Raw genomic sequence first — 24335 nt, 5'->3', positions numbered from 1 at the left:
CCGGAGGCGTGTGGGCGCCTGGTGGCCCCCGCGGTCTTCAAAACCGACGAGGCCGAGGTCCTCGGCCTGGCGGGTTCGATTCCCGTCCGCCTCCGCTAGGCATGTCGCCGCCTGCCCGGTTGTCCGCAGGCCGGTCGGGCGATGGGTTCCGTACTGGCCGAAGCCAGGGCGAGGAGCCCGCGATCTCGGCCATGTCCGGGGGCGGCGGGCTTCGGCCTGCTCAGAGCGGCCGGCACGGCTCTGTCAGGTCTGGACCATTCCTCCCGGCTCGACCGAGGGCCGGGCGAGAGGCGTCTGCTGTCCGTACTCGGCGGATTCTCCGAGGCGCGGTCAGCGGTTGCGGCTGCTCGGCTGTAATGTGCGCACCTGACCGCTATCGTGGCGGATCATGTCGCCGATAGCTCGCATCTTGCAGATTTTCCTGATGGTGGCCGGCTTCGCCGTACTCGGCTACGCCGCCCTATGGGACATGGACGACGCCACCGGGTGGCAATGCCGGGCCACGGAAATCGAGAAGGAGCCGGTGCAGATCTGCGACACCGAGGACGGTGTGCAGACCCCGCTCCTCCTCGGCATGGCCGGGATCGCTCTCGAGATCGCCGGCGTCTCCGTCGCGGTGGGGGCCCGTAGCCGGGACTCGGTCCGGGATACGCCGTCTGCCGTCCCGGTCTCCTACCCTCCGGCGCCCTTCGGTTCGGGGCAGCCACCCCATGCGCCCGCTGCCCCGCCCAGCCCGTGGCCGACCCAGATGCCCCCGCAGCGCGAGGGCCATCACCGACACTGAAGTCCTCGGGGTGCGGGAACGCCGTGAAGCGGTGATTACGTCGCGGCAGGTGATCATTTCCGGTCACAGCTTGGAGCGGAACTCCGGTGGAGACCTCGGCGTCAGCTCGCTCCGAGGCATGGTGGGAGAGAAGAGCGCGGCGTTGAAGTACGCGTCTCATACTTTCGGCCGTTCCGGAGAAGAGCCGGGCCTTCTACCATGAGGGGATGCTCGCCCTCCTTCGCTCCGGGTGGGACGAGCCCCGTCCTCCTCACGTGCCGCCCCCGGCGTGGCGGGACTGGGCGCTCGCAGGAGTGCTCGCGGCGCTCGCGGTGCTCGAAGCGGCCCTGCGGCCGGATCTTCCGTGGCGGGCCCTCTCGCTGATCCTCACCGTCGCGCTGGTCCCCACCGTGGTGTGGCGCAGGACCAGGCCGCTGCTGATGGTCGCGATCGCCTTCGGCGTCCTGTCCGTGGTCCCGCTGCTGACGCGCTGCGGCTGCCCGGACACGAGCACCATGGCGTACGCGCTGCTGCTGCCGTACTCGCTGTTCCGCTGGGGGACGGGACGCGAGGCCGTGATCGGGCTGGCCGTCGTCGTCGCCAAGCTCGGCCTCTGGGCGGTCTTCGACTCTCCCGGCGCCTCCGACGTGGTCGCCGGATTCGCCGTGGTGTTCTCGGTCGCCGCGCTGGGCGGGGCGTTCCGGTACCGGGCCGGAGCGAGATTGCGCGAGCTGGACCAGATCAAGCTGCTCGAACGCGAACAGCTGGCCCGCGACCTGCACGACACCGTCGCCCATCACGTCTCGGCCATGGCGATCCGCGCCCAGGCGGGTCTCGCGGTGTCGGCGTCGCAGCCGGGCGCCGCCGCCGACGCGCTCCACGTGATCGAGGCCGAGGCGTCGCGGGCCCTCGCCGAGATGCGCGCCATGGTCCGCGTGCTGCGCCGTGACGAGCGGACGGACCAGCAGACCGGCCGTAAGGCGGACCGGCGGACGGGCCAGGCGGCGGACCAGGCGGACCAGGTGGTGGACCTGGCGCCCGGCCGGCGCGTCGCCGATCTCGAAGGCCTCGCGAGCCGGGCCGGCGGCTCCACGCCCCGCGTCGAGGTGGAGATCCGCGGGGACGTCGACGGGCTCGCCCCGCCGGTCGAGGCCGCGATCTACCGCATCGCCCAGGAGTCGATCACGAACGCCCGGCGGCACGCCCGCCACGCCACCCGGGTCGACGTCCGCGTGACGGCCGACGACACCTCGGTGTCCCTGCGCGTGAGCGACGACGGCGACACCAGTCCCGTACGCCCGCCGGGACCGCCGGGATACGGGCTCGTCGGCATGACCGAACGCGCCGAGCTCCTCGGCGGCACCTGCCACGCCGGCCCCGCCCCCGGCGGAGGCTGGGTCGTGACCGCCGTGCTGCCGCGGACCGGGGCGGCGACGTGACCGTACGGGTGATCGTCGCGGACGACCAGGAGATCGTCCGCACCGGGCTCACGATGATCCTCAACGCCCAGCCGGACATCGACGTCGTCGCTGAGGCCGCGGACGGGCGGCGGGCCGTCGAGCTCGCACGGCGCCTGCGCCCCGACGTGTGCCTGTTCGACATCCGCATGCCCGGCGTCGACGGCATCCAGGCCACCCGTGCCCTCGCCGGCCCGGCCGTCGAGGACCCCCTCGCCGTGGTCGTCATCACCACGTTCGACCTCGACGACTACGTCTACGCCGCGCTGAGGGCGGGCGCCAGGGGTTTCCTGCTGAAGGACGCCGGCGCCGACCTGCTCTCCCAGGCCGTCCACGCCGCCGCCGACGGCGACGCGCTCATCGCCCCGAGCGTCACGGCGCGGCTGCTCAGGACTTTCGCCCACGCTGGACCCGCATCCTCGCCCAGGCGGCCCGTCGAGGCGCTCACCGACCGGGAGGAGCAGGTCCTCCTCGCCGTGGCGCGCGGGCGGACCAACAGCGAGATCGCCGGCGACCTCCACATCTCCTTGAGCACCGTCAAAACCCACATCACGAGCCTCATGGCCAAGCTCGGCGCCCGCAACCGTGTCGAGATCGCCATCTGGGCCTACGAGACCGGCCGCGTCAGGAACTGACCGCGCACGGCCCAGGCCGCCCGCCTGCGGATGATCCATTCGGCCACGACGAGGTTGATCGTCCAGCCGGCGCCTATGAGCAGCGCCCTGGTGGTCCCTTCGGCCATGCCGCCGAACGGGAACCAGATCAGGTGCACCATGGCCTGCGTGCCCGCACCGAGGCCGATCGCGTAACCGCGGATCATCCAGGCGCGGTGCCGGACGAAGTCGCGCCGCCGGATCGCGGCGAAGCCGAGCACGAGGAACAGGGCCATGGCCGAGCCGAACACGAGCCGGAAGCCGGTGATGAGAACGCCGTCACCGGCGACGCGGGGGAAGAACAGGGTCAGCCACAGGCCGGAGAGCGCCGCGACCAGACCGCTCGCGACCGTGATCCTTCCCGCGGCCCGATGCCACCGGGCCCCGCGCCGGCGCAGGCGGGGGACGAACTGGAACGCCCCCAGAACGGTGAACACGCTGACGCTGACGATGTGCGCCACCACGCCCACGGGCATGGCGAAGAACCGCGCGTTCTCCGCGGTGATCTCCGCCCCGAGGGCGAACTGGCCGAGGCGGGCGGCGCCCGCGGCGATCGGGACGGCGCTCAATGTGATCAGCGCGGCGGGGACGAGCCACGTCCTCCCGGTGGAGGCTACGGCTGCGCTCCCCGCGCCGCTCCGGGCGTCCGGGCTCCGCCCGCTCCGCGACGGCGGGGGGCTTGTCATCGGTGTCTCACCAGTCATGCCCCGAGCGTGACTCCCCGAGACCGTGGCGTTCATCGACAGATGGGCCGGAGTCGCACCGGCCGATCATCCATTGAACGGGCGTACTTTCGGCCGATGGAGCCTTCGCACGGATTCCTCACACTGATCCCGTCAAACGAACCACCCCGGTGAATGAGGAGAGTGTGATGAAGGCGTTCGTCCTGCGGTCGTTCGGCTCGCCCGACGTCCTGGAGCTCAAGAAGGTGGCCACTCCGGTGCCCGCCGACGACGAGGTGCTGGTCCGGGTGCGCGCCACGTCCGTGCAGCCCTTCGACTGGCACCTCATGAGAGGCGAGCCGCGCGTCGCGCGCCTGATGGGCACCCTCGGGCGGCGCGCTCCGAAGATCACCATCCTGGGCGCCGACATGGCGGGGCAGGTGGAGGCCGTCGGCCGGGCCGTGAAGGGCTTCCGTCCCGGCGACGAGGTGTACGCCATGCTCAAGCGGGGCGGCGGCTTTGCCGAGTACGTATGCGTACGGGAGGGCGACCTGGCGCCGAAACCGGCCAACCTGTCGTTCGAGCAGGCGGCGGCGATGCCGCTGGCGGCGTGCACCGCCCTGCTGGGCCTGCGCGACACGGGGCGGATCCAGCCGGGGCACAGGGTCCTGGTCAACGGCGCTTCGGGAGGGGTGGGGACGTTCGCCGTGCAGATCGCCCGGTCGCTCGGCGCCCGGGTCACCGGAGTGTCCGGGCCGCGGAACGCCGGCTTGGTCGGCTCGATCGGCGCGGACGAGGTCGTCGACTACTCCAAGGAGGACTTCACGCGGAGCGGCAGACGCTACGACCTGCTGCTGGACGTCGCGGGAAGCCGCCCGGCACGGGCCTGCCGGCGGGTGCTGACCCCCAAGGGGACATTAGCCGTCGTCGGCGGACCGGCCGGACGATGGCTGCAGCCCGTCGGCCATGTGTTCGCGGCGGTCGCGATGTCGCCGTTCGTCTCCCAGACGATCGCCATGGTGGACGTGCTCGGATGCGCCGACAACGGGCGGAACCTGAGCACGCTGACCGAGCTCGCCGGGGCCGGGGAGCTCACGCCGGTCATCGACCGGTGCTACCCGTTCGAGGAGATCCCGGCGGCCGTCGCGTACCAGGAGAAGGGACACGCCTCAGGGAAGGTCGTCGTCACGGTCTGACCGGAGCTCATGGGTCTTAACGGAGCTCATGGGTCTGAACGGAGCTCATCGGGCCGCTCGGTTGACGTCGCGTCACGGTGTGAACCCGGTCGTGTCGAACCGGATCCCCGGGCCGTTCGCGTCCCACACCCACCAGAGCTTCGGATCCCGGCCGAAGATGTAGCTCCAGCAGCTGATCAGCACCTCGGCGCGTCCGTCGCCGTCGTAGTCGCCGGCTCTCACCGCCCCCGGCCGCCGCTCCAGCCTGTCGCGCGTGGGGCAGCGGAACGGCCCCAGTGTCCGCGTGGTCGACAGCCCCCGCGTGCGCACCTCGACTTGGTCGCCGACCTGGAGGACCAGGTCGTCCCGGCCGTCACCGTCCACGTCCGCCGCGGTCAGCTTGTCGTGAATGTGGGGAATGGGGATCGTCACCGGGGCCTGCGGGGCCCTGCCGTAGTAGACGGTGAGAGCGTTGGTCGCACCGGAGGTCTCGTAGCCCGGTTCGTCGTTGCGGCTCCCGTCGTCGCCGACCGCGACGTCAACGCGGCCGTCCCCGTCGAAGTCGCCGGAGGCGATCGCGTTTCCCGGGCCCAGCAGGTGGACCGTCGACGGGGGGACCTGCGGCAGGACGACCGCGCCGGTCTGCTCACCGTCGTCGCCCGCGTGGATGATCAGGCCGGTCCGCCGGCCCGGCCTGATCCGGTCCGCGACGACCCAGCCGAGGTACCGCCTGTACTTGCCGATCTCCGGGCTCAGCGCGGTCACCGTACGGCGCGGCGTGCCGTCCCGGCCGAACGGCCCGTAGAGCACGGTGTACGCGCCCTTCTCCGGTGTGCCCGAGTCCGGGACAGCGAACACGAGATCGGGATGACCGTCCCCGTCGAAGTCTCCGGTGGCGGGCCAGTCCGAGGTGAGTCGTTCGGCGGCCGGCACCGGCACCGTCGGGGAAAGGCCATCGGCCACCGGCCCCTCAGGGCCGCCCCAGATGACCCGCAGCACGGGCCAGGTGCTGTTCCTGCTCCAGAGAAGCACGGGGATGTCGGCGAATCCGTCGCCGTCCAGGTCGGCGGTGTCGGGCCGCCGGGCCCGCCAGCTGCCACCGAGCAGCCAGAGCTTCTGGCCACCGGTCTGCACGACGGTCCGCCTCTCCGGGGCCAACCCACCGCGTGAGCCGTACAGGACGGTGAGGAACCTGACGCCCTCGGCCCGCTCGGAGACGATCAACGCGTCGGAGTGGCCGTCGCCGTTGACGTCGTCCGCCAGCGTGCCGCCCGGGCCTCGCGGCACCCCCATGGAGGACACCGTCATCGTTGCCGGCTCCGCGGACTCCGACGGCTCCGCGGCCGGTGGACGCGGGCGGGTGGGGGTCGGCGAGGCCGCTACCGGCGAGGGGGTACGGCCCCCGGCTTCGCCGCACGCGGCGAGAGCGAGCACGCCGATCATCACGATTGCGGTCCATCGGGCGATCAGGCGAGGTCTCATGGTCATGAGACCCTCGTACTCGTCGTTTTGTTCAGACGCTGTGAACGGAGGCCGGCGTCCACCGGGTTGACGCTCTGGCCTCGGCCGTGCTCCCCGCCCGCGTGGGCCGGCGCATCCTCGCTTCGACCGCGGCGATCTGGCACAACCACGCCACTGGCCGGCCCGTCACCTGATCACGGATCGCCTACGACCACCGGCCGGGCTCAGGGCTCGATCGTCTAGGCGGATTCGTTGGTAAGGAGCTGTTCGGCGGACTCGACGGTGGCCACGTGCCGAAGCCAGTGGTCGAGCCGGTCGTGGTCGGTGGTGGCCTCGATCAGCCGGCGCTGCTCGTCGCTGACCTGGAGGCCTCGCGCGGTGAGCACCGCCAGCACGGCGGCCGCCTTGCCTTGCGCTTGGCCCTGCACCCGGCCCTCCGCTTGGCCTTCTTCCCGGCCTTCCGCACGGCCTTCGGCGACGCCTTTGCCGTAGTGCTCTTTGGCGAAGGGGCTGTACACGGGCCAGGTGGTCGTGGCCATCAGTGCCTCCAGGACGTGTCTGGCCTCGGGTACGGCCATGTTGTATGCGTATTCATAGTATCGCGGAGCGTCATCGGGATCGAGGGCGTTGAGGCCGGTGAGGAATGCTTCGGTGATCTCTTTGCGGTGGCCGTGGTTCATCACCGACAGGGTGGCCAGGGCGGGATCGGCCATGACTTGGCCGGGGTCGGTGATCGGCGGGATCTGGCCGGGTCCGCAGACACAGGGGATGAGGGTGACGGTGAGGCCGCCGGCGTCGAGGGTGACGGGGTGGGCGTAGCGGTCGGCGTTGGGGTCGGGGGTGATGAACAGCACGTGCACGGGCTTGTTCAGCAGCAGCCAGACGGTGGCCGCGTAGCGCAGCGCCTGGGTGAACTTCTCGGCCGACAGGCGTGTCTCTGTTTCGCAGATCAGTGCGTACCAGGGGTCGTGTGGGGGGCCGCCGAGGATGAGGGTGTCGGCGTGCCGGTCGGTGGAGATGCGGTCGTTGAGTTCGCCGCTGTGTACGCGCAGGATCGGTGTGTCGGGGAGGTCGGCGCCTCCGACGGTGCGCAGGAGGTGGCGGACGAGTTCGGGGTGTTCGCGGACCAGGTCGTTGGTCGCGTCGTGGCGGGGGCCGGGCATGTCGCGTTAAGTTATATGCCAACTACATGGAGTCGCAACCGAATCAAGTATGGAGACAGGGGACCGACGGCTTCCGTCCCTATTGGGGGCAGGGAGGCTCGGGCGGGGGTCAGCCGCCGAGCTCCTCGAAGAGGGTGAGCTGCAATCCGCCGGGCGCCTCGAGGCGTGAGTTCAGCGAGTTCCACGGAGTGCGGGTGGGGGAGGCGATGACCGTGGCGCCCGCGTCGGCGAGCTCGGCGGTGGTTCCGGCGGAGTCCTCCACCTCGAAGGCGACTCTGATATGTCCGGCGACACGGCGCCCGACCTCCACCTGGTCGATGAACTCCGCCTGACGGGTGTCCACGATCTCCAAGGTCGCGCGACCGGCCTCAAGAAGCCTGACCCGGCCGTCGGGGGAGGAGTAGTCGGCCAGCTCGCGCAGGCCCAGGACGTCACGGTAGAAACGCAAGGCCTCTTCGTAGTCCTCCCCAGCTGTCACGACGAGGCGAAGTTCACGAACACTCATAACAGATCATGTTAGGGACTCGTCTCGTGTCGCCCGGCCGTCAGGGCGTCTCGGACGGCGGTGAGGGACTCCTCGCCGGAGGCGCCGAGGTGGCGGGCCGCCTTGACGAACTCCTCGGCCGCCTCGCGCAGGCGAGCGCGCCTGGCCTCGCCGGCGAGCGCGGTGATCGTGGCCGCCCGGCCGCGCCGCAGCTCCACGAGGCCCTCGTCGCGGAGTTGCTGGTAACCGCGGAGCACGGTGTGGAGGTTGATGCCGAGCGCGGCGGCGACGGCGCGCGCCGAGGGGAGCCGGTCGCCCGGGGAGGCGGCGCCTCTGGCCACCGCCGCCCGCACCGACGACGCCACCTGGTCGGCGAGCGGCTGGGTGGAGGAGGGGTCAACGACGATCAGCACCGCTTGCTTCCTCACGTACGCGGCTGAGAGTCGCATTGACCAGCGCGGCGGCGGACTCGGCGTCGCGGGTGGAGTAGAGGAAGTCCCTGCCGTCGGTCAGCTTGAGCACCAGCACGGGGAGACGGCCGCTCACGTAACCCCAGCCGCGCCGTCCGCCCAGCAGGCCCAGTCCGCTACTGGACGCGCGCGGCACGACCGCGGCGAAACGCACCGTGGCGTACGGCACAAGCCGCCGCAGGCGGCCGAGCAAGGGCAGAGTGAGCTCCACGCCCCTGTCGTCGATCTGGAGCAGGGTGCGGGCCTGAAGAAGTTCAAGGCCACCCGTCAACGCCAGCAGCGCCGTGCCCTGCCAGGCGTCCGAGAAGTTGAAGGCCCCAAGCCAGGCCGCGGCGAGGAACAGCGCACCCTGGAGCAGCTTCCGGCCGGACCATGTGGAGACGGCGTACATGGCCCGCTGTCCGGGAGCGAGTGCCAGCACGGGCACCCCGGCGGGCGGCGTGGCATGGGCTACAGGCGCTGCGGGCAGTGGGCCCGCCAGCAGCCAGGCGGCGGCTCCCGCGAGGAGGGTGGCGAGCACCTCCGCCGGTGTCGCCCAGGCGGGCTCGGGCACAGGGCCGGAAGCGTCGATCAGGGTTGCGAGGCTCACGGCGCTCGACGCGGCCGTCGACACGCTCAACGCGAGACTGATCACGGCCATCCAGCGCTGGAGCTCAGGCCAGCGCCAGTACCTGGCGAACAGGGCGGCGTACCAGACGGTGAAGATCGCGAACGGGTAGGCGTGTGTGCCGATCCAGCGTTCCCAGGTCGGCGCGTACTCGGGGAAGCGGGCCCAGCTGCCGACGTAGGCCCGCTCGGGCAGCCGTCCTCCGTACACGGCCGTGAGCAGCAACGGCACGACGAGGATGAGCAGCGGGGGCGCGGCCGTCAGGATCAGCCGGCGGAGCCGTCCGGGACGCGCGGGGTCAGGGGAGTGATTCACGGTCACCTCCAACTGTTTGCATCTCACTATAACAATGCAAACAGTTGGCTGACACTGTCCGCGAACGCCGGCGTCCGGATACCAGTCGCCGAGGTACGTCAGAGGAGTGTGCTCGTCCCGCGCACGGTCGACTGGACTTCTCGGCACGCCGTGCGGCCAGAGGGCGTGACGGCGCTTGAGGTGACGCGGCGGCGGTGATCCGGGTGGCGTGGCGCGGGAGGCCGCGGACGGGAGGGATAGATTGAAATGTGGACCGACGAAGGCTCGTGCCGCGCACCGATGCCGTGCTGGCCGACCCCAGGCTGGAGGCCGTCAGCGAGCGGCTGGGCCGCGCCGTGGTCAAGGACGCGGTGGTGCGGGCGCAGGAACGGGCGCGGCGGGGCGAGATCGAGCCCGAGGACGTCGCCGGCCAGGCCCTCGCGGCCCTTCCCCGCCACGCCGCGAGCCTCCGGGCGGTGATCAACATGACGGGCGTGCTGCTCCACACGAACCTCGGGCGCGCACCGTTGTCGGCCGCCGCGATCGACGCGGTCGCCGCCGCGGCCGGCCCGGCGGATGTGGAGTTCGACCTGGAGACAGGCGCGCGGGCCCGCCGGGGGCGTGGCGCGCTGGAGGCGCTGGCCCGTGCCGTCCCGGCGGCCGAGGCCGTGCACGTGGTCAACAACAACGCCGCCGCCCTGGTGCTGGTCGCCACTGTGCTCGCGGCCGGGCGGGAGATCGTGATCAGCCGCGGGGAGCTGGTGGAGATCGGCGACGGGTTCCGCATCCCGGCGCTGCTGGAGTCGACCGGCGCCCGGCTGCGCGAGGTGGGCACCACCAACCGCACCTGCCTGGCCGACTACGAGGCGGCGGTCGGCCCGGACACCGGGTTCGTGCTCAAGGTGCACCCCTCCAACTTCCGGGTCGAGGGCTTCACCGGGGCGGTGGGAGTCCGGGAGCTGGGCGGCCTCGGCGTGCCCGTGGTCTGCGACATCGGCTCCGGCCTGCTGGAACGCGAGCCGCTGCTGCCGGACGAGCCCGACGCCGCGAGCACGTTGAAGGCGGGAGCCGGCCTGGTCACCGCGAGCGGCGACAAGCTGCTGGGCGGGCCGCAGGCCGGCCTTATGCTCGGCCGCCGGGAGCTCGTCGAGCGGTGCAGGAGGCACCCGCTCGCCCGCGCCCTGCGGGTCGACAAGCTGACGCTGGCCGCGCTTGAGGCCACGCTGCGAGGTCCGGAGCCCCCGGTGCGGTGGGCCCTGCACGCCGATCTCACGACGCTCCGCGAACGGGCCGAGGCACTGGCCGCCGCCATGGCGGACGCCGGGGTGGACGCGAGAGCCGTACCGGCCGAGGCGACGGTGGGCGGCGGGGGAGCGCCGGGAGTCGCGCTGCCGAGCGCGGCCGTGAGCCTGCCCGAGCGGCTCGCCGTGCCGCTGCGGACCGGCGAGCCGCCGGTCGTCGGCCGGGTGGAGGCGGGCAGGCTGCTGCTGGACGTGCGGGCCGTGCCCCCCACCCTGGACGGCGAGGTGCTCAAGGCGGTGCTCGGGGTGAGCGGCTGATGCACGTGGTGGCCACGGCCGGGCACGTCGACCACGGAAAGTCGACTCTGGTGCGCGCCCTGACCGGGATGGAGCCCGACCGGCTCGCCGAGGAGAGGCGGCGCGGGCTCACGATCGAGCTCGGCTACGCGTGGACGGCGTTGCCCTCGGGGGAGCGGGTGGCCTTCGTCGACGTCCCCGGGCACGAGAGATTCCTGGGCACGATGCTCGCCGGGGTGGGCCCGGTGCCCGCCGTCATGTTCGTGGTCGCCGCCGACGAGGGCTGGATGCCCCAGTCGGAGGAGCACCTGGTCGCCCTGCGCACCCTTGGCGTACGGCATGGCCTGCTGGTGGTGACGCGGTCGGACCTCGCCGACCCCGGGCCGGCGATGAAGGAGGCGGCGGTCCGGCTGGCGGACGCCGGTCTGGGCGGCGCGGAGGCGCTCGCGGTGAGCGGGCGCACCGGCCAGGGGCTGGACGAGCTCCGGCAGGCGCTGGACCGGCTGGTGGCGGAGCTGCCTGAGCCGGATGCGGGTGCGCCGGTCCGGCTGTGGATCGACCGGGCGTTCAGTGTCCGGGGCAGCGGGACCGTGGTGACCGGGACCCTCCCGGCCGGCCGGATCGACGTGGGCGACGAGCTGGATCTGGACGGCGAGCCCGTACGGGTCCGGGCCCTGGAGTCGCTGAAGGAGCAGGTCGGCTCGGTCAGCGGGGTGGCGCGGGTGGCGGTGAACCTGCGCGGGCGTGCCGCGCCCGAACGCGGCCACGCCCTCGTCGCCCCCGGCGCCTGGACCCGCACCGGTCTGATCGACGTGCGGCTGACCCCGGCCGAGGGCGCGGGTGAGACGTTGCCTCCCCGGCTGACGGCGCACATCGGGTCGGCCGCCGTGCCGTGCGACGTCCGGCCGCTGGGCCCCGGCACGGCCCGGCTGCGGCTGGCCCGGCCGCTGCCCCTGCACCTGGGTGACTCGCTGCTGCTCCGCGACCCGGGGGGCGGAGCGCTGCGGGTGCTGGCGGGGGCCGAGGTGCTCGACGTCCGCCCCCCTGGGCTGAGCCGGCGGGGCGCCGCACGCGACCGTGCGGCCGCGCTGGCCGCCTCGGCGGCGGACGCGGCGTCCCTGCTGCGCACACACCGGTTCCTGCGCGAAAGCGAGCTGACGGCCATGGGCTGCCCGCCCGCGGGGCGCCCGGTGCTCGCCGACTGGCACGCCGACCCGGCTCACTGGGCGGAGCTGGGAGACCGGCTGGCCGAGGTGGTGCGGCGTCATGCGGCGCGCGACCCTCTCGAACCCGGAATGCCGCTGGAGGCAGCCCGTCACGAGCTCGGGCTCCCGGATCGGCGGCTGGTGGGAGCGCTCGTCCGGCCGCCGCTGGCCGTCGTCGACGGGAGGATCGCCGCCGGGCCGGCGGGCCTGCCCGCTCCGGTGGCCCAGGCGTTGCGGCGGCTCGCGGCCGAGCTGGCCGAGCGCCCCTTCGCGGCGCCGGAGGCCGGGCGGCTGGCCGCGCTCGGGCTGGGGCCGCGTGAGCTGGCGGCAGCCGTACGGGCGGGAGCCCTGCTGCGGATCGCGGACGGCGTCGTGCTGCTCCCCGGCGCCGACTCACGGGCGGCGGCGCTGCTGAGCCGCCTGCCGCAGCCGTTCACGGTCAGCCAGGCGAGGACGGCCCTGGACACCAGCCGCAGGGTGGCCGTGCCGTTGCTTGAGCACCTCGACCGCAAGGGGCTGACCGAGCGGACCGGCGACGTCCACCGCCGGACCAGGGGATAGCGTGAAATGACAGAGCCATCCGCTTCGGGGGGAGCGATGGCCGGTCATCCCGGCTGAGGGCCGCTCGGCACCGTCTCCTCCGCGGCGGGCAGCGGCCGCGCGCGACCAACTGACCGCACGCCGGCCAGGAGGGAACGCATCATGCCGGGCAACAAGGCGGTCGCCTACCAGGGGCCGGGGAACGTGGAGCTCGTCGACGCCGGCTATCCGGAGTTCCAGCTGAAGGAGGGGCCGGGAGTCCCCCCGGAGAACGTGGGACGTCAGCTGCGGCACGGGGCCATCGTCAGGCCCGTCGCGACCAACATCTGCGGCAGCGACCAGCACATGGTGCGCGGCCGCACCACGGCGCCGCCCGGCCTCATCCTCGGCCACGAGATCACCGGCGAGGTCGCGGAGATCGGCCCCGACGTGGAGGTCGTCAAGGTGGGCGACCTCGTGTCCGTGCCGTTCAACATCGCGTGCGGTCGCTGCCGCAACTGCAAGGTGGGCGACACGCACATCTGCGAGCGGGTCAACCCGCTGCAGGCGGGCGCGGCGTACGGCTACGTCGACATGGGCGGCTGGCCCGGCGGCCAGGCCGAGTACGTGCTCGTGCCGTACGCCGACTGGAACCTGCTGGTGTTCCCCGACCGGGAGCAGGCGCTGGAGAAGATCCTCGACCTGGCCATGCTGGCGGACATCTTCCCGACCGGCTACCACGGATGCGTCACGGCGGGCGTCACCTCCGGATCGACGGTGTACATCGCCGGTGCGGGCCCGGTCGGGCTCGCCGCCGCCGTCTCGGCCCGGTTCCTCGGGGCCGCCGTGGTCATCGTCGGCGACCTCAACGAGCAGCGCCTGGCCCAGGCCCGCGGCTTCGGATGCGAGACCGCGAACGTGGCGGAAGGCGACCCCAAGGACCTGGTCGAGGGCATCCTCGGCGTGCCCGAGGTGGACTGCGCCGTCGACGCGGTGGGCTTCGAGGCGCGCGGGCACGGCTCCGACGCCGGAGCCGAACGGCCGGCGAGCGTGCTGAACGCGCTCATGGAGACGACCAGGGCGGGCGGCCGGCTGGGCATCCCCGGTCTGTACGTCACCGGGGACCCCGGCGCGGGGGACGAGGCCGCCAAGCAGGGATCGCTGTCCATCCGGATCGGTCTGGGATGGGCCAAGGCGCACGCCTTCTTCACCGGCCAGTGCCCCGTCATGCGCTACCACCGCAGGCTCATGACGGCGATCCTGAACGACCGCGTCAGGATCGCCGACGCGGTCAACGCCACGGTGCTGCCGCTCGACGAGGCGCGGCGGGGCTACGAGGAGTTCGACAAGGGGGCGGCGCGCAAGTACGTCCTCGATCCGCACGGCATGATCCCGGCGTAGCCCCTTCTACGCTTGGACGTCACGCGCGCCGGCCGCCGGGTTGCCGGGGTCGATCCCGAAACTGATCACGCGCCGGGCGTGCAGGCGGATGATCGGGCCGGGGAACATGGCCGCCGAGTCGACCGGATCCTTCAGCGCCTCGCCGTACCCGCGGATCTCCAGGCAGCGCACCTGCCAGGGATCGAGAGACAGGACGTCGTCGACCACGAACGCCACCTTGCCGTTGTCGAGGACGTTGCGGAACTTGCGGCTCGCCGCCATGTTGTGACCGCTGATGTCGATGGTCTCCAGCTTCCGGTTGTACGTGAACGAGACCGGGCTCACCTGGAGCGTCCCGCCGGGCTGGATGGTGGCCAGCCGCCCGAGGCGCTGGTCGTCGAGGTAGCCGATCTCAAGCTCAGTGAAGATCATGGCTTCATGGTACGGGCTGTTTCATGTGTTTGGTTGACAAATATCAATCAAACGGTTGATTCACTAGAATGCGGTGTATGGCGTCATCGGATCGGCCCCGCAGGTCTCCCGCCCCGGAAGAGCGTGGAAGGGCGGCGGACAGGACGCGCGAGCGCATCCTCCAGGCCGCCGTCGAGGAGTTCGGCGCGAAGGGGTACTCCGGGGCGCGTACGGCCTGCATCGCCGCCCGGGCGGGGGTCAACCAGCAGCTCATCTCGTACTACTTCGGCGGCAAGCGAGGGCTGATCGACGAGCTGCGACGCAGGTGGGCGGGGGCGCAGGCCGCCGTGACACCGCCCGGCGCGACGTACGCCGAGAGCGTGGCCGCCCATCTCGACGCCACCCTGGACCGGCCCGACTGGGCCCGGCTGGTGATCTGGCAGGCCCTCGGCGACGGCCCGCCGGCCGATGAGCCCGAGCAGGACCGGGACGCTTCGGAGCCGGAGGGGGATCGGGACGCCTGTCCGGCGGCGCAGCGCGCACGGCTGCGGGAGGCCGTCGAGCGGACGCGGCGCCGCCAGGAGACGGGAGAGATCACCGATGAGCTGGACGCCGAGTTCATCCTCCTGATCGCCTACGCCCTGACCTTCGCGCCGATCGCACTGCCCCGCGTGGTCGAGGGCATCTTCGGCGTCGATCCGCTGTCCAGGCAGTACCGGGAGCGGGTCGTCGACCAGCTGGCCAAGCTGACGGCCAAACGCCCATGACGCCGTACGTTCCAGGAGGCGCGAGCGGTGGGGGGCCCACCTGGCCGGCGGATGAGAACGGCGTGGCCGCGGGATGCGGCTTGCGCCGTCCTCGTAACGCCGCCGCGTCACCTGGGGACCGGCGGTCTCACAGGAGGCCGCGGTCGGTGAACGCCTTGGTGACGGCGCCGGCCGCGGTCGCGCCGTAGAGCTTGCGCGCCGCGGCGACGGTGGCCTGCGCGGCCGCCTTGAACGTGGTGTCCTTGGCGAAGTCGAACTGCGCCTCGACGATCAGCGTCGTGGCCTTCGCGTCGCCGAGTGCCATGCGGATGTCCCAGAGGGCGCGCGACCAGATCTCCCCGTCGGCGTGCACCTCACCGACGACGTCCTCGGGGTAGTGCTTGGTGCCGTCGAGCCGGCGCAGGCAGTGGGGTGCGGCCGTGTAGGTCACCGAGTCCCAGTCGGCGACGCACGCCTCGTCCGTCAGCGCCGGCCGGCCGGTGGCCCAGTTCGTCACGGCGACCGCAAGGTAGTCGCCGAAGGCCTCGCCGATGGAGCCGGACTCGAGCGTCGTGCCGAAGCCGGGGACCTGGCCGTCCTGGACGCTGTGACCGTACTCGTGGACGATCACCTCGGCGTCCTCGCCGTCGTCCACGCCGCCCTTGCCCAGGGTGATGTTGGCCTTGTCGTCGCGGAAGAACGAGTTGTCGCCGCCGTACTGGTCGATGCGCAGCTCGATCTGGCGCTGGTTCACCGGCCGGAGCGTACCGCCGAAGCCGAGCGACTGCAGGTAGCGCTGCGCCCGCGTGACCCAGTAGTAGCCCATGACCTGCTCGAACTGGTCGACGTCGCGGTGATAGGCGGGGAAGGCGCCGCCGGCGGCCTGCGCGGCCTTGCCCGTCGAGCTCTTGACCCGGACATAACGGCCGGTCAGCGTGCCCGACCCGTCGAGGTCGGTGAGCGTGACCGTTTTGTAGGCCGGCGCGAAAACCGGCAGGTCGGCGTCCTTGGCGTCGGTCAGGTCCTGCCGTCCCAGTTGCGTGACGGGGTTGGGGGTGAACGCCACGCCCGTGGCCGAGTGGGTGTACGGATCGGGGGCGGCCGCCGCCGGGGCCGCGGTGGCCACGACGGGGAGCATGACAAGCGCGAGGGTGAGGGTCCTGGGAGACAACTGTCCTCCGGAGAGCGTTCGGTCTGACGAGCTTGGCCAGCCGGGAGCCTAAGCCTGTAAAACTGACCGTTCTATGTCGTGTCAGCACGAAATATGGCGGACATCGCGACAACCAATGACCAGATTTCGCGGTCCCAGCCGTGCCGTACGGCACTGCGGAGCAGCTCCCGGCTGGGGCGGCGTCAGGCCTTGAGCTCGCCGCCGAGGGGCGGCGGGTAGCCGGGGACCAGGGCGGGCGCCTTCCATGGCTCGTGCACGAGAGAGCCGGGCAGGGACGCCAGCTCAGGAACGTACCGCCGGACGTACTCCCCGTCCGGATCGAACTTCTTCGCCTGACGGAGCGGGTTGAGCGTCCGGTAGGGCTTGGTGTCGTTGCCCGTCCCCGCGACCCACTGCCAGTTGCCGCAGTTGTTCGGCATGTCGCCGTCGAGGAGCAGGTCGGCGAAGTGGTCCACGCCGACGCGCCAGTCGATCTTCAGCCGTTTCGTCAGGTAGGAGCCGACGATCAGCCGCAACCGGTTGTGCATCCACCCCTCGGTCAGGAGCTGGCGCATCCCCGCGTCCACGATCGGCACGCCGGTCATCCCCTCGCGCCATGCCTGGGCCTTGTCCTCGTCGTGCTCCCAGTCGCCCTCACGTGGCCGGTAGTCGCGCCTGCCCAGGTCGGGGAAGGCGTAGGTGACCTGGTAGTAGAAGTCACGCCAGCAGATCTGCCGGACGTACTCTTCCGCGCCGGGCCGCTCGCAGGCCCGTTCGACGACCTCGGCCGGCGACACGCACCCGAAGTGCAGGTAGGGGCTGAGCATGGACGTGCGGCGCGCCACCCTGTCGCGGGTCTCCCCGTACGCGGCCAGGCCCTCGTTCACCCAGTGGTCCAGGCGCCGGCGACCCTCGGTCTCCCCGCCCCGCACGATCCCGTACGGCTGCGCGGGCGGCTCGGGGAGCGCGCCCGGATCCACGCCGCCGGGCAGCCGTACGCTCTCGGGGGCGGGGAGGACCGGTCGCCTGCGGGTGGCCGACCAGACCCGCCAGTACGGCGTGAAGACGCGGTAGTGGCTGCCGCCGGGAGGCGTGAGGGCCGCGGGCGGCACCACGGTGACGCCCGGGAAGAGCCGGAAGCCGATCCGCTGGGCGGCGCAGGCCTCGGCCAGTCGCCGTTCGCGCCGCCGGGCCAGCGAGCTGACGTCGCCGCTCGCCCAGATCTCCGTGGCCCGCACCTCCGCGGCGGCCCGCATCGCCTCGGCCACCGGGTCGCCGTGCCGTACGACGAGGTCGCCCCCGAGCGCACGGAGGGACGCCCGCAGATCGTGGAGGGTCTCGTGCAGGAAGTCCCGGCGGTGCCTGGCCTCGATGGCGGGGTCGAGCACGAACAGCGGCACGACTCGCCGGGCCCGGGCGCAGGCTTCGGCGAGCGCGGGGTGATCATGCAGCCGCAGGTCCCTGTTGAACAGCACGATGACGGTGTCCACGACTATGTATTCGCGCGCGCGTGGCCGGCCGGTTGCCTCTCTTGAGCGCGCCGGGAGTGAGTGGCCCCTTTCCTATGGTGTCGCTCCGGAGTGCGGACGCCCATTCAGCCGGCCGATGGACCTCTTGTCCGCCCGCTGCGTCGTGAGGTCGCGCGTACGCGTGCCGTAATGACGGAAAGGGGGGCGAATAGGGGGCTCCGGTCGCTCAAACATTCCCGATATGAAGGTTATTCGCATTGACGTGACGGCGAGATGGACGTACAAAGTCGAGGTCGGAAACGAACCCCGCCTCGGCGCCCTCACTGCCAGCGGGATTTTGGCGTACGCCCAGGTCGCGACGGCTGATGGAACTCATGAAAGCGCTCTGTCGAGGCATCTCTGGAGAGCTTTGGGCGCGTAACGGCCCCGCCTTCCGGCCTGGTTTCGGACGACCTTATGGGCGTCATTTGCGGCTTATCATCAATCGATGATTTCTCTGGTTCTTTTCCTTCCCAACAGAACGCGGTCAGTCTAAGATCTCGTGCTATGTATCGGTATGCATCAGACTTTCCAGTTAGGCGAGTGCGACTCCCGCGTCGCAGTGATGCTCTGGCCGAACATGCCGTCGTCGCTGCCGCCACGCCTTCGCGCGCATGAACCCGCCCGCCGGAAGCGGGGATGTCGTGCTCGATCCCGGAACGAGAATGGCGTGGGTCGACGAGCACGGCGCGCACCTCGTCGACTACGCCTCCTTTCATTTCGAGCCGTCCCGGGCGGTCGCGGCGGCCGTCGCGGCACTGGAGGCGTGCGCCGTCCAGGCAAGACCTGGGAACGTTGCAGAGCGCGCCTGGCTGATGGCCGCGCTGCGCCGCGAGTGCGCCTCGCCCGGACGCCCCGAGGGGTTCCGGCCGGGGCCGGGCCCGGGTGCGCCCGATGACCGGGCCGTACGGCGCGCGTGGGCGCTGGTGGATCCGCTGGGAGCGGAGACCCTGCGCCTGCTCTACCGGCACGAGCTCGGAGTCAGAGAGCTCTCCTACGTGCTGGCTCTGCCGGTGCGGGAGGTCGGCCGCCTGGTCGCGCGCACGCAGGACATGGTGGAGATCCTCGTCAGCGGGCTGGACGGCCTGGCGCGCGGGCGTCCCCTCTGCCCGGAGCTCGCCCCGCTGGCCGCCGCGGTCTTCCCCGACGGGCCCGGCGCCGGGGCCGGGTACGGCCAGGCCCGTACGGCCCTGCTGACGCACATCGTCACCTGCCTGGTGTGCAAGCGGCCCATCAACATCCGGTACACGGTGCCGCAGGTCCTGTCCCATCCGCCGCTCGCGCCTCTCGCCCCGGACGTGAGGGGGCGGCTCATGGAGGCCGTCACCGCCCTTCCGCCTTCCGCCCGCTCGCGCGGCTCGCTTGGTTCGGCCGGCCCCGCCGGTTCGTTCGGGTCGCCTGGTTCGGCTGGTCCGCTCAGCTCGCCGGATTCTGTGGGTTCCTCCGGCTCGCCCGGATCGCCGGGTTTGGTGGGCTCTGCCGGCTCTGCTGGCTCGGCCGGCTCGCCAGAGCCGTCTCAGGCCGGGTCCGCCTTCCGCCCGCCGTCGTCGTTCGGCGTGCCGCTGGGCGCGCCTGTCGAGACCGCCGAGGAGCCGAGGACCGCCGCCGCGCCATCCCCGCAGTCTCCGCCGCCGCAGTCCCCGCCGGCGTCCCGATCCCCGCAGTCTCCGCCGCCGCAGTCCCCGCCTTCCCGGCCGTCCGGGGCGTTCCCGCCGTCCGCGGCCTTCCGGTCCCCTCCGCCGCCCCTGGGCCCTTCGCCGTCTCCCCGGTCTCCGGAATCTGCCGCCTCTCCGTCCTCCCCGGCGTCGAGGCACACGCCGACGGGGCAGGCGCCCCCGGTGCCGCCCGACTCGGGGGTGACACCCCCACCGGCCGCGGGCGCCCCCCGGGCCGTCCCCAGCTCTCGCCGCCGCTTGCCCCACCAGCCCCGTACGTCACCCCCCGGTTCGCCGCCCGAGCAGCAGGCACGGCAGGCACGGCCGGAGACCGGGCTACGGGAGGCGCGGCCGCAGACCGGGGCACGGGAGGCGGGGCCGCGGCAGGGAGCAGAGGTCCGGCAGAGCCCTCTGCCGGCCACAGGCTCCTCGGCGGGCCCGGGCACCCCCCTGTACGACGCGCTGCTCTCCCAGATCCAGGCACGGGAGTCCCTCGCCCACTCGGCCGCGACCGGCGACGAGATTCCGGCCGCCGATCTGCCGGTGGACGCGCCGGGTCCCCGGCCCGCCGGAGCCCAGATCCGGATCGTGCGGGTCCTGACCCGGGTGGGCTCGCTGGTGCGTGCCACGGCACTGCGGATTGTGATCATCGTGGTGGCGGGCACCGCAGGGACGGTGACGGGGATCAACCTCATGGCGCCGGACGTCCCGCGCACGCCTGCCCGGTCTCTCCAGCCGAGCGTCGCCCAGCCGGCCGCGGGAGCCGCCGCCCCCGGGTCCGTACCCGCCTCGGAGCAGGCGAACGCCCTCGCCACGGTCGAGGCGACCGTCGCGGCGCAGGGAGCCTCGTCCGCTCCTCCGGCGGTGACGGCCGGTGGGATCGAGGCCCCCTCCGCCGTAACGCTCGACGAGTTCGGCCGGGGGCGGCTGACGCTCGCGTCCACGTCGAAGAAGGCCGTGACATGGCGCCTGTCGGCGCCAGGCCTCGCCGTCGAACCGTCCAGCGGCACGCTGAAACCCGGGCAGACCCTGGTGCTCAGCGTGCGCGCCCTCCGAGTGCGCTACTGGTGCGGAGCCCCCGCTCCCGCCTCCGCTCCCCTGGAGTTGCGCGGCACGAAGGGCTCGGCCACCACGACCGTGCGCTGGCGTACCTGCTGACGGCCGCTGATTCCCCTGTCGGTGAAAGGACCCGGTCATGACTGAGACCCACACCCCCGTGCCCGTTCCCGCCGAGCAGTACCCGGAGACGGTGCCACTCACGGCGGAACACCTGCTCACCAACCGGCGACCCGAGCCGACCGGAGGATGGCGGAGGCTGGTCTACCAGGTCTCCGGCGGCCGGGTCATCCCCGCGGAGTCGGCGGCCGAGCTGGAGCGGCGCACGCTGATCGCCCACGCGCAGACGCCCGTCGCCAGCGGCCACCACAGGATCGCGGTCATGAGTCTCAAGGGGGGCGTGGGGAAGACCACCACGACCGCCGCGCTCGGCAACACGCTCGCCTCCCTGCGCGGCGACCGGGTGATCGCCATCGACGCGAACCCGGATCGCGGGACGCTCGGCATCAAGGTCAAGGCGGAGACGGCCGCGACGATCCGTACGCTGCTGGCCGAGGCCCCGCACATCGTCCGGTACGCGGACGCGCGGGCGTTCACCTCGCAGTCTCCGGCCAGGCTCGAAGTGCTGGCCTCCGACACCGACCCCGCGGTCAGCGAGGCCTTCAACGCGGAGGACTACCGGACGGTCGCCGGGCTGATCGAGCGGTACTACTCGATCTGCATCACCGACTGCGGCACCGGGCTCCTCCACGGCGCGATGGGTGCGACGCTGGAGCTCGCCGACCAGATCGTGCTGGTCACGCTCGTCGCGGTCGACGGCGCGAGTTCCGCGGCCGCGACGCTCGACTGGCTCACCGCCCACGGCCACGGCGCACTCGTGAGAAACGCCATCGTCGTGCTCAACGCGGTCGAGCCCAAGTCGCACGTCGACGTCGACCTGCTGGAGCGGCACTTCTCCAACCGCTGCCGCGCGGTGGTCCGGGTGCCGTTCGACCCGCACCTCAAGGAAGGCGCGGAGGTCGACCTGGCCCGCCTCCGGCCCACCACCCGGGGCGCGTACCTGCGCCTGGCCGCCGCGGCCGGGCAGGCGTTCGGGCAGCGCCCAGACCGGGGGAACTAGTGCCGGCGATCATCCCGGACCCGTCGCTCGACTGGGACCTGAGCCCTCCGCAGCGGTGGGATTCACGCCACGTGCTGCTGATCGTCGTCGCGGCGATCACCGTGGTCGCCGCGGCGGTCATCGTGCTGCAGACCCGGAAGGCGGAGCCGGAACCCGTCGTCGTCCCTTCCACGCCGGTCGTCGCGCTGGCGGCGCCATCCGGCCACGACGGCGAGGGGGGGTATCCGGTCGGCTTCCCCCGCACCGAGCTGGGGGCGGTGTCGGCGGCGGCGGCCGCCTTGGAGGCGGCCTGGACGCTGGACGCCGGACAGGCCGAGCAGGCCGCCGTGCTCTACGCGCCGCCGGACCAGCGGGAGGCGGCTCGTGACGGCGCCCGCGCGGCCGTACGCGGCTGGCGCGAGACACTCGGGCTCCCCGCCGACGGCGATCTGCCTGACGGCGCGGCCCTTCGGACACAGACGATCGGTGTCCAGTGGAAAAGCCGTGCAGAGGACCAGATCCAGGTGTCTGTGCTGGTCCAGGTCACGGCGACCAAGGGCGCTGGAGACTCCGGCCCTGTCTACTCCAGCCCGTACGCCATGAGCCTGCTGATGGCGTGGGCTCCCAATATGCGTGGCACGAACAAGGGCGACTGGGTGAACATCCCCGACCCGACGCCCCCCGCGGTGCCCGCCGCCGCCCTCCCCGGCACGCCCGAGTTCGCCGCGGCGGGCTGGAAGTCGCTCATCGGTCCCCGGCCCACCCCATAGATCGAGGAAGAGCCCCTCCATGACATCACGCATGTCCTCCCGGCGCGCAACCCTGGTCTCCGGCCTCCTCCTGGCCGCGGTCTCCGCGACGACCGGCGCCATAGTCGCCCAGCCCTGGGCCGCCGTCGCGGATCCTGGTTCGCCGCCGGTGGACGGTGTCGCCCCCGAAGCGGCCGATCCGGCCGCCGCGGAGTCGGCCGAAGAACCCGCCGCCGACTCTGACGACACCGCCGCCGACACCGCCGCCGACACCGCCTCTGACGACACCTCCGGCGAGTCCTCTGACGATTCCGCGGCGAACGGCGCCTCGGATGGCGCCGACTCCGATGGAGGCGGCTCCGACAGTGGCGGGTCCAACGGTGCCGCTTCCGATGGTGCCGCTTCCGATGGTGGCGGCTCCGATGGTGGCGACTCTGACGGCGCCGATTCGGACGGCGGGGGTTCCGAGGGCGCCGGCGGGGGTGGAGGCGGTGGCACGAGTAATGGTGCGGGCAGCGGTGACGGGGACGGCGGCGCCGTGAACGGGGTCCCTGCCGTGGAGCCGACCCATACGAGACAGGCGCCTGAGCCGGAGCACACCAGGAGGTCACGCCACCGGCCGGAGGCCCCCCGGCAGCAGGAGACCGCGCCCCAGCCCACCCCGAGCCGGGACGAGCACCCTCGCCGGAGCCTGCCCGAGACACAGCCCACCCGGGACGAACAGCCCGGCCCCTCGTCCAGCGGCAGCGCGGACCCCGCACCCAGCGGCACCCCGGACCCCACGTCCAGTGGCGGCCCGGACCCCGCGCCCAGCTCCACTGAGCCCACCACGCCGCACGCCTCGGCCCCCACGTCGACCGCTCCGTCGACCCCGCAGCGCCCTTCGTCCACTACGCCGGTTCCGTCCCCCACGGCGGCGGACCCGGCGCCTCATCCGAGTCGAAGCCCGGGGATCATCGCCCCGCAGCCGCCGTATCCTCGCCACACCCGCTCCACCGCGCCGCGGCCCTCCTCGACGCCTCCGACGAGCACGCCGACCGGCACGGCGGTCCCGACGGGGTCGGCGAGCCCGTCGGCGACCCCCACGGTCACCGTCACCGTGACCGTTACGCCGACGCCCACCCGGAGGGACAGGCGCAGGCCCGGCGCCCCGATCCCTCCCACGACAGTGACCCCGACCGCGGCGACTCCAACGGCGACGGTCAGCCCTCCGTCCTCTCCCACGGCGACGGCGACCGTGACCATCACTCCGACGGCAACGGTCACAGGGACTCCCACCGCGAGCCCTACGGTGACTCGCACCGCGACGCCGACCGCCAGCGGCACCGCGACGGCCACAGCGACGGCCACAGCGACGGCCACCGCGACGCCGAGGGCCACCCCCACACCGACCGGCGGCTCCACTCCCACCGCGACGCCGAGCGGGCGCCCGACGGTCAGCGTGCCGCCGACGCCGAGCCCCTCCTCCAGCACGTCGCCCAGCGCCTCGCCGAGCCGGAGCGTGAGCCCCAGCCCCAGCCCGAAGCCCAGTGCCAGCCCGAGCCCCAGTAAGCCTTCGCCGAAGCCCACTCCCACGCACTCTGCGACCCACCGGCCGCCGCCTCCCACGCACAGGCCGACCGTCAAGCCGCCGGCGCCCAAGCCGAGCGTCACGGCGAAGCCGCCGTCCCCACCCGCGACACCCACACCGGCCCTGACGCCGACCCTGACGCCGACGCCGTCGGCGAGCGTGAGCGCGACAGTGAGCCCCACGCCCACCGTGACGACCGGCCTCACACCGCCGGGTGAGGCGCCGCCGCCGATCGCACCGCCGGTCGCTCGGATCTCTCCGCCGCCCGGGATCGCGGACTCGCTGCCACTGCCGCCGTTCGCCGCCCGGTACCCCCACTCCTGCGAGAGCGGCGGGCCCGGGTGCTGGAGTCTCGCACCATGGCGGGGCCGTACGGTCGGCGTCCGGCACGGCGCGCGCGCCGCCGCGCTCATGGAGAGCCCGCTCGCCACGCCGAGCTGGGTGTTCGCGCCGCCTTCGACGAAGGTGGCGCCGGCCACGAGCGCTCCGGGCGTGTTCGCCGTGCCGATCAAGCAGGGGCATCCGGCGGGTGACCGATCGGGCTGCTGGGTCTTCAGCCC

21 protein-coding genes and 1 tRNA gene are annotated in these 24335 nt (G+C 72.6%); 12 read left to right on the top strand and 10 right to left on the bottom strand.

Going from position 1 to position 24335, the window contains the following annotated elements:
* Positions 1–2: 2 nt before the first annotated feature.
* The 4 genes from AB0B72_RS30725 (at position 3) to AB0B72_RS30710 (ending at position 2855) form a co-directional block, all read left to right on the top strand.
* Positions 3–95: transfer RNA gene (locus tag AB0B72_RS30725), tRNA-Sec, on the top strand.
* A gap of 293 nt (positions 96–388) precedes the next feature.
* Complete coding sequence (locus AB0B72_RS30720; protein ID WP_367742725.1) at positions 389–784, top strand: hypothetical protein; 396 nt, start codon at positions 389–391, stop codon at positions 782–784.
* Between the two features lie 206 nt (positions 785–990).
* Positions 991–2202: a sensor histidine kinase gene (locus tag AB0B72_RS30715; RefSeq protein ID WP_367742724.1), complete on the top strand. Its 1212-nt coding sequence runs from the start codon at positions 991–993 to the stop codon at positions 2200–2202.
* Positions 2199–2855, top strand: coding sequence for a response regulator (locus AB0B72_RS30710; protein WP_367742723.1), 657 nt, complete (start codon positions 2199–2201; stop codon positions 2853–2855). The genes AB0B72_RS30715 and AB0B72_RS30710 overlap by 4 nt, the downstream gene beginning before the upstream one ends.
* On the opposite strand, the gene AB0B72_RS30705 is transcribed toward AB0B72_RS30710, so the two are convergent.
* Positions 2828–3577 (bottom strand): DUF2306 domain-containing protein, encoded by a 750-nt coding sequence (locus AB0B72_RS30705; RefSeq protein ID WP_367742722.1) that lies wholly within the window; start codon positions 3575–3577, stop codon positions 2828–2830. The genes AB0B72_RS30710 and AB0B72_RS30705 overlap by 28 nt on opposite strands.
* A gap of 167 nt (positions 3578–3744) precedes the next feature.
* Here AB0B72_RS30705 and AB0B72_RS30700 point away from each other — a divergent pair, with 167 nt between their 5' ends.
* The gene (locus AB0B72_RS30700) at positions 3745–4731 is read left to right on the top strand and encodes an NAD(P)-dependent alcohol dehydrogenase (RefSeq protein ID WP_367742720.1); all 987 of its coding nucleotides are present in this window, start codon (positions 3745–3747) and stop codon (positions 4729–4731) included.
* A gap of 72 nt (positions 4732–4803) precedes the next feature.
* On the opposite strand, the gene AB0B72_RS30695 is transcribed toward AB0B72_RS30700, so the two are convergent.
* The 5 genes from AB0B72_RS30695 to AB0B72_RS30675 form a co-directional block, all read right to left on the bottom strand.
* Positions 4804–6003 (bottom strand): FG-GAP-like repeat-containing protein, encoded by a 1200-nt coding sequence (locus tag AB0B72_RS30695; protein ID WP_367742719.1) that lies wholly within the window; start codon positions 6001–6003, stop codon positions 4804–4806.
* Between the two features lie 407 nt (positions 6004–6410).
* The gene (locus tag AB0B72_RS30690) at positions 6411–7334 is read right to left on the bottom strand and encodes a hypothetical protein (protein ID WP_367742717.1); all 924 of its coding nucleotides are present in this window, start codon (positions 7332–7334) and stop codon (positions 6411–6413) included.
* Between the two features lie 109 nt (positions 7335–7443).
* Positions 7444–7839, bottom strand: a complete 396-nt coding sequence (locus AB0B72_RS30685; RefSeq protein ID WP_367742716.1) for a VOC family protein — start codon at positions 7837–7839, stop codon at positions 7444–7446.
* Positions 7840–7850: 11 nt separating this feature from the next.
* A complete protein-coding gene (locus AB0B72_RS30680) occupies positions 7851–8231 on the bottom strand; it encodes a GntR family transcriptional regulator (protein WP_367742715.1) in 381 nt (126 codons plus the stop codon).
* The gene (locus tag AB0B72_RS30675; protein ID WP_367742713.1) at positions 8215–9210 is read right to left on the bottom strand and encodes a hypothetical protein; all 996 of its coding nucleotides are present in this window, start codon (positions 9208–9210) and stop codon (positions 8215–8217) included. The genes AB0B72_RS30680 and AB0B72_RS30675 overlap by 17 nt, the downstream gene beginning before the upstream one ends.
* Positions 9211–9458: 248 nt before the next feature.
* Here AB0B72_RS30675 and selA point away from each other — a divergent pair, with 248 nt between their 5' ends.
* The 3 genes from selA to fdhA all read left to right on the top strand — a co-directional run bounded on the left by selA (position 9459) and on the right by fdhA (position 13852).
* Positions 9459–10748 (top strand): L-seryl-tRNA(Sec) selenium transferase, encoded by a 1290-nt coding sequence (gene selA / locus AB0B72_RS30670; protein WP_367742711.1) that lies wholly within the window; start codon positions 9459–9461, stop codon positions 10746–10748.
* Positions 10748–12493 carry a selenocysteine-specific translation elongation factor gene (gene selB, locus AB0B72_RS30665; RefSeq protein ID WP_367742709.1) on the top strand — a complete coding sequence of 582 codons (1746 nt, stop codon included), beginning with the start codon at positions 10748–10750 and terminating at the stop codon, positions 12491–12493. The genes selA and selB overlap by 1 nt, the downstream gene beginning before the upstream one ends.
* Before the next feature lie 141 nt (positions 12494–12634).
* Positions 12635–13852: a formaldehyde dehydrogenase, glutathione-independent gene (fdhA, locus tag AB0B72_RS30660; protein WP_367742708.1), complete on the top strand. Its 1218-nt coding sequence runs from the start codon at positions 12635–12637 to the stop codon at positions 13850–13852.
* A gap of 6 nt (positions 13853–13858) precedes the next feature.
* Here the strand turns inward: fdhA and AB0B72_RS30655 are convergent, their stop codons facing one another.
* Positions 13859–14263, bottom strand: a complete 405-nt coding sequence (locus tag AB0B72_RS30655; protein WP_367742707.1) for a PPOX class F420-dependent oxidoreductase — start codon at positions 14261–14263, stop codon at positions 13859–13861.
* A 77-nt stretch (positions 14264–14340) separates the two neighbouring features.
* On the opposite strand from AB0B72_RS30655, the gene AB0B72_RS30650 reads away from it, so the two are divergent.
* Complete coding sequence (locus AB0B72_RS30650; RefSeq protein WP_367742705.1) at positions 14341–15009, top strand: TetR family transcriptional regulator; 669 nt, start codon at positions 14341–14343, stop codon at positions 15007–15009.
* A 127-nt stretch (positions 15010–15136) separates the two neighbouring features.
* On the opposite strand, the gene AB0B72_RS30645 is transcribed toward AB0B72_RS30650, so the two are convergent.
* Positions 15137–16159 (bottom strand): M4 family metallopeptidase, encoded by a 1023-nt coding sequence (locus AB0B72_RS30645; RefSeq protein ID WP_367742703.1) that lies wholly within the window; start codon positions 16157–16159, stop codon positions 15137–15139.
* A gap of 182 nt (positions 16160–16341) precedes the next feature.
* Positions 16342–17628: a deoxyribodipyrimidine photo-lyase gene (locus AB0B72_RS30640; RefSeq protein WP_367742701.1), complete on the bottom strand. Its 1287-nt coding sequence runs from the start codon at positions 17626–17628 to the stop codon at positions 16342–16344.
* Positions 17629–18311: 683 nt separating this feature from the next.
* On the opposite strand from AB0B72_RS30640, the gene AB0B72_RS30635 reads away from it, so the two are divergent.
* Genes AB0B72_RS30635 through AB0B72_RS30625 form a run of 3 tightly spaced genes read left to right on the top strand, consistent with a single transcriptional unit; the run spans position 18312 to position 22226 of the window.
* A complete protein-coding gene (locus AB0B72_RS30635; RefSeq protein WP_367742699.1) occupies positions 18312–20459 on the top strand; it encodes a hypothetical protein in 2148 nt (715 codons plus the stop codon).
* 37 nt (positions 20460–20496) lie between these two features.
* Positions 20497–21477, top strand: a complete 981-nt coding sequence (locus tag AB0B72_RS30630) for an AAA family ATPase (RefSeq protein ID WP_367742697.1) — start codon at positions 20497–20499, stop codon at positions 21475–21477.
* Entirely contained in the window at positions 21477–22226 is a 750-nt protein-coding gene (locus tag AB0B72_RS30625; RefSeq protein WP_367742696.1) for a hypothetical protein, read from the top strand. Before AB0B72_RS30630 ends, AB0B72_RS30625 begins: the two co-directional genes overlap by 1 nt.
* A 909-nt stretch (positions 22227–23135) precedes the next feature.
* Here AB0B72_RS30625 and AB0B72_RS30620 read toward each other — a convergent pair.
* The gene (locus AB0B72_RS30620) at positions 23136–24287 is read right to left on the bottom strand and encodes a hypothetical protein (RefSeq protein ID WP_367742694.1); all 1152 of its coding nucleotides are present in this window, start codon (positions 24285–24287) and stop codon (positions 23136–23138) included.
* Positions 24288–24335 lie beyond the last annotated feature (48 nt).

Origin of the sequence: Microbispora sp. NPDC049125, assembly GCF_040802045.1 — a bacterium.
Classification (GTDB): domain Bacteria; phylum Actinomycetota; class Actinomycetes; order Streptosporangiales; family Streptosporangiaceae; genus Microbispora.
The sequence above is the reverse complement of the archived record's forward strand: the minus strand, read 5'-3'. Positions and strand labels throughout refer to the sequence as shown.

What these genes read in the sequence shown, in the direction of transcription:
- AB0B72_RS30700 (WP_367742720.1), top strand. Translation starts at nt 3,745, where the DNA reads ATGAAGGCGTTCGTCCTGCGGTCGTTCGGCTCGCCCGACGTCCTGGAG.
- AB0B72_RS30695 (WP_367742719.1), bottom strand. Translation starts at nt 6,003, where the DNA reads ATGGGGGTGCCGCGAGGCCCGGGCGGCACGCTGGCGGACGACGTCAAC.
- AB0B72_RS30720 (WP_367742725.1), top strand. Translation starts at nt 389, where the DNA reads ATGTCGCCGATAGCTCGCATCTTGCAGATTTTCCTGATGGTGGCCGGC.
- AB0B72_RS30655 (WP_367742707.1), bottom strand. Translation starts at nt 14,263, where the DNA reads ATGATCTTCACTGAGCTTGAGATCGGCTACCTCGACGACCAGCGCCTC.
- AB0B72_RS30630 (WP_367742697.1), top strand. Translation starts at nt 20,497, where the DNA reads ATGACTGAGACCCACACCCCCGTGCCCGTTCCCGCCGAGCAGTACCCG.
- AB0B72_RS30715 (WP_367742724.1), top strand. Translation starts at nt 991, where the DNA reads ATGCTCGCCCTCCTTCGCTCCGGGTGGGACGAGCCCCGTCCTCCTCAC.
- AB0B72_RS30685 (WP_367742716.1), bottom strand. Translation starts at nt 7,839, where the DNA reads ATGAGTGTTCGTGAACTTCGCCTCGTCGTGACAGCTGGGGAGGACTAC.
- AB0B72_RS30705 (WP_367742722.1), bottom strand. Translation starts at nt 3,577, where the DNA reads ATGACTGGTGAGACACCGATGACAAGCCCCCCGCCGTCGCGGAGCGGG.
- AB0B72_RS30650 (WP_367742705.1), top strand. Translation starts at nt 14,341, where the DNA reads ATGGCGTCATCGGATCGGCCCCGCAGGTCTCCCGCCCCGGAAGAGCGT.
- AB0B72_RS30690 (WP_367742717.1), bottom strand. Translation starts at nt 7,334, where the DNA reads ATGCCCGGCCCCCGCCACGACGCGACCAACGACCTGGTCCGCGAACAC.
- AB0B72_RS30635 (WP_367742699.1), top strand. Translation starts at nt 18,312, where the DNA reads ATGGCGTGGGTCGACGAGCACGGCGCGCACCTCGTCGACTACGCCTCC.
- selB (WP_367742709.1), top strand. Translation starts at nt 10,748, where the DNA reads ATGCACGTGGTGGCCACGGCCGGGCACGTCGACCACGGAAAGTCGACT.
- fdhA (WP_367742708.1), top strand. Translation starts at nt 12,635, where the DNA reads ATGCCGGGCAACAAGGCGGTCGCCTACCAGGGGCCGGGGAACGTGGAG.